Raw genomic sequence first — 3322 nt, 5'->3', positions numbered from 1 at the left:
CGTTACTTTCCTCATTCACGCTGCCAGTGCGGGGGCGTTGTGACGCCAAACGCTCAGCCCACGTATCGCCATCAGGTAAGCGTTCACGCCCTAAACAGTGGCTTGCAGCGCTTTATCCAACGGTAATTGGCTAATCGGGTTACCCCGAAGTCCTTCGTTGCAGAGGTTTCTCAGATAATCTGAGGTGCGTATACCCAAGCACCGTGTCGTTCCAATAATACTCAAAATCATTGGTCGAAATTGATCTCCCTGAGAGGACTGACTGGCAAAAGAGAGCTTTCGCCAAATCACATACGGTCGGATAGCACGTTCAGCCAGATTGTTAGTCAATGGAATCGACAAGTCTTTCAGAAATGTCCAGCACATCGCTTCATCTTTCAATAGGTGCCTACATTGGTTGCGGGTTCGGTCCGCAAGCTTGAGTTCAGTGCCTTGCGATAGAGTCGTGTAGAAGCTTTCTCGAAGGCGTTGAAAGCGACGTTGATATCGCTCACGATCATCAAGATTATCCAATTGTCGGTGCCGCGTTCTGATCACGGCACCACTGATTAATAGTAAACGCCTCCCAATCTCTCCGGCTAATCCGTTGCGTTCGCTGATCTTGGTGAAATGACGAATCAGGTGCGCCCAACATAATTGACGCCGCTCAACCGGCACATCGTTGTATCCACTATAATGATCCGTCACCAAATACCCTGTAAACTCACCCAGCAGTTCATTGGCCGCGGCTTTGCCGCGTGAGTAGTGCACCATAAAAAAGCAAAGTGACTGCGTGGCTAGCGTCCAAAGCCAGCGCTGTTCAGCCCCTCGGTAGTGGCGGGTCTCATCCGCGTGTGCAACCCGGCTTTGTCTCACCTTGTTAGCAATTTGCCGATAAGGCACCCCTAACCAGGCATTGGCTTTCCCCTGTGCCTGACTAATCGCACCAATACTAAAATCCAGATGCCAACACTCAGACAAATACGCTTGTATCTGGCGAATGGATAAATGGAATTGCCCACTCAGTTGAACAATGGTACTGACTAAACCCGCATCCATTTGCCCGCTGGGAACCCAATCCGGCAAGGTGGTCGTCAGCTCGCGCTGACAATTTGCACACTGTCCTGTAAAGAGCTGATGCTCTGTTACGCGATAACGCACTTCGGGCAAATCAAACACCTGATGACGATACGTGGGCTGAGCGTTTGGCGTCACAACGCCCCCGCACTGGCAGCGTGAATGAGGAAAGTAACGATGGATGGTATCGACCTGATCGTCCGGCAGCAGGGTACGCTCGTATTTTTTATGCCCCGGCTGCGCCCCTTTGCTCCGAGAGGATTGGGCCCGTTTCTTGCGCTGATGGCGTTGCTCTGGAGAATCCGTTGAGGGGGCTTTAGAACTGTTGCGCGAACTTGAACCGTGCTGTGATTGCAAAGACTCAACGGCTACTTTTAAGGTCGCTACTTCTGTTTGCAGAGCTTGATTGATCGCCACCAACTCACGAATGAGCTGTCTGGCCTCATCCAGCGAGGTAACGCTATCTGCAATCTCACTAAGCTCCATTAAGCAATCATCCACAGTCAGTTGAATGACTGAAAATCTATCACAATCAGGCGTAGAGCGCTAGATTAGGCGTGAACGTGTACGTTCTGGTCAAGTCCAGCCGGACACTTTAACTTGAGACACTTCAAATTCGATTGGCGATAGATCATCATTAGCCGTGTGTAGCCTGTCACGATTGTAATAACGGATATACTCCTCAACATCCTGCTTCATGGTTTGTCGTGTTAAATGATAGACCTTTAATAGCCATTCATTTTTTAAACTGCCAAAGAAACGTTCAACCACTGCGTTATCCCAGCAAGCTCCCACACCACTCATTGATGCGTTGATGTGACGGCGTTTTAACAAGCGCCTGAATGCCTTACTTGTATATTGAGAGCCCCGATCACTGTGAAAAATCAATCCTTTACCAGGGGCTCTGAGGTTGATCGCCATCTGCATTGCTCGACTGACCAAATCAACCGTCATCCGTTTGTCAATCGCCCAGCCAACAATTCGTCTGGAGTATAAATCCATTACGATAGCCAAATACATCCAGCCCTCATGGGTTCTCAAATAAGTGACATCACCCGCCCAAACCTGGTTGGGTTTCTTGGGGTTGAAGTCCTGATTAATCAAGTTATCAGCCACTTGATCCGAGTGTTTTCTTCGCGTGGTTACTTTGTAAGCTTGACGCTGAACAACCACCAGACCCAGGCGCTTCATTAATGTACGTACCCGATATCGGCCAATGATAAAGCCTTCTTTGCGCAGTTTCTTGACCATCTCCCTCGATCCTAAGCTTTCCCTGCTTGCTTTAAATAGTTGCTTAATCCGGCGATACAGATGCAATTCATCAGCAGTGATTAGTTGAGCAGGTCGCACCAACCAATCGTAATAGGCTGAACGGCTTACCTGCATAACCCGGCAGGCCATTGTTGTTGGGAAGTAGTCAGGTAAATCCCTGATAAACTGAAACTTTACTTCATTTCTTTTGCAAAGAAGGCGCTGGCCTTTTTTAATATTTCTTTCTCCATACGGAGCTGTTTGACTTCTTTGCGGAGGGCAACCAGCTCACTTTTTTCGTCTGGATTCAGAAAGCTATCTTGCTTTGATTGCTCCAGTTTTTGTTTCCACTGATAGAGTTGATTCGTCCGTATGCCTAAAGATTCAGCTGCTTGAGGCACGCTATACCCTTGCTCGGTTACCAAAGCGACTGCTTCTTCCTTAAACTCTTGCGTGTAGCTTTTGTAGGTTCGTTTCTTACTCATAAACACCTCGATAGATAAACTAATTATCTCTTATCGAAGTGTCCGGTTCCATTAGACCAGAACAACGTGTTCTGGTCAAGTCCAACCGGACACTTTAATTTGAGGCAGTTCAAATTCGGCTGGCGACAGATCGTCATTTGCCGAATGTAGTCTGTCCCGATTGTAATATCGGATATAGCCCTCGACATCCTGTTTCATGGCTTCCACACCACTCATTGATGCCTGAATCTGGTAGCGTTTCAATAAGTGCCTGAACGACTGGCTGGTAGGTAAATCTTTGAGAAAGAGATACTAAGCTTTTATGACACACATAACTCATAATTCATAACTACAAAAAACCTATTTTTGCGCTATGAATATACACGTATTACACGAAGACAATCACTTAATTGCCGTTTATAAACCAGCAGGATTATTGGTACAAGGTGATGCTACAGGCGATAGAACTTTAGCCGATTGGGTCAAACGATACATCAAAGACCGTTATAATAAACCAGGCGATGTATTTTTAGGGATTATTCATCGCTTAG

At 47.1% G+C, this 3322-nt stretch carries 2 protein-coding genes and 1 pseudogene; all 3 read right to left on the bottom strand.

From position 1 onward, the window contains the following. Positions 1 to 90: 90 nt before the first annotated feature. Positions 91 to 1542, bottom strand: coding sequence for an IS66 family transposase (locus Q0688_RS11505; protein WP_299076392.1), 1452 nt, complete (start codon positions 1540 to 1542; stop codon positions 91 to 93). A 90-nt stretch (positions 1543 to 1632) separates the two neighbouring features. After that, positions 1633 to 2792 (bottom strand): IS3 family transposase gene (locus tag Q0688_RS11500; protein WP_299076389.1). Its coding sequence is split into 2 segments (ribosomal slippage): positions 1633 to 2543 and positions 2543 to 2792, totalling 1161 coding nucleotides; the frame shifts between segments, so codons are not numbered across the junction. Positions 2793 to 2867: 75 nt separating this feature from the next. After that, positions 2868 to 3059: pseudogene (locus Q0688_RS11495) on the bottom strand (IS3 family transposase); the annotation flags it as partial. Positions 3060 to 3322 lie beyond the last annotated feature (263 nt).

It is taken from the genome of uncultured Paraglaciecola sp. (genome assembly GCF_937123705.1).
Taxonomy (GTDB): Bacteria; Pseudomonadota; Gammaproteobacteria; order Enterobacterales; family Alteromonadaceae; genus Paraglaciecola.
This window is presented reverse-complemented; position numbering and strand designations above follow the sequence as displayed.